Raw genomic sequence first — 1,078 nt, 5'->3', positions numbered from 1 at the left:
AAGCTGACCCAGCTCGGCACCGCCGTGGGCACCTGGAAATACATGGCGCCGGAACGGTTTTCGAACGACGAGGTCACCTACCGCGCCGACATCTACTCGTTGGCGTGTGTGTTGTTCGAATGCCTGACCGGGTCGCCGCCCTACCAATCCGACAGCGCCGGGGTCTTGGTCAACGCCCACATGCTGCAGCCCATCCCCCAGCCCAGCGCCAAGCGTTCGGGCATCCCACGGGCCTTCGACGGGGTGATCGCGCGCGGGATGGCCAAGAAGCCCGAAGATCGCTACGCCAGCGCCGGCGACCTGGCCCGCGCCGCGCACGACGCGCTCACCAACCCCGACCAGACCCAGGCGGTCGACATCCTGCGCCACGGCGAGGAGTCCACGCTGCCGGGACTGAATGCAGCCGCCCAAGGGGCCGTTCGGCCCGGGGCCCCGCAGCCACCACAGGCCCGGAACCCAGCCCCCAACAGCGGACCCATCCCCCGCGCGGCCCCGCCGGCGCCCAATCGTGCGGCGCACCAACCCCAGTGGACCGGTCCGCCGCAGCAGTTCGCCGGCCCACCACCGTACGGCTACGGGCAGCCGCCGGCGCCGCCGCGCAAACGCAACCCGTGGGCCATCGTCGCCGGCGCGGCCGCCGCCGTCGTCGTCCTGGTGGCCGCGGCGATCGGCATCTCGCTGGCCGTCGGGCACGACGACAACGAGCCCCCCAACGCGGCCACCACCACCACGACCGCAACCACGACGACCAAGAGGACGACCACCCGCACCACCCCGGCGCCGACGTCCACCGCGCCGTCCGTCGCCGCGAGCAAGCTGCTGGGCCTGCTGCCCGCCGGCTACCCACCCGGCACGTGCACGCCGGACCCCCAACCGATGGCGGGTGCGATCGTGTCCGTCTCGTGCGGGCCGAACACCGACCCCAACGGCCCCACGATCTCGTCCTATGCGCTGTTCGGGGACCTGCAAACGGTGCAGGGCGCGTTCACCGAATTCACCGGAACCGACACGATCGTCAAGTGCCCGGGCGACAAGGCCTCGCCCGGCACCTGGTGGCATAACAAAGACCCGAACACCA

1 protein-coding gene is annotated in these 1,078 nt (G+C 71.5%); it reads left to right on the top strand.

Annotated features, from left to right (window positions below; translation table 11 throughout):
* On the top strand, nucleotides 1–1,078 hold a 1,078-nt coding region (locus A5712_RS31195; RefSeq protein ID WP_197519284.1), incomplete at both ends, for a serine/threonine-protein kinase.

Source organism: Mycobacterium sp. E2327, from assembly GCF_001672675.1.
Classification (GTDB): Bacteria; Actinomycetota; Actinomycetes; order Mycobacteriales; family Mycobacteriaceae; genus Mycobacterium.
This window is presented reverse-complemented; position numbering and strand designations above follow the sequence as displayed.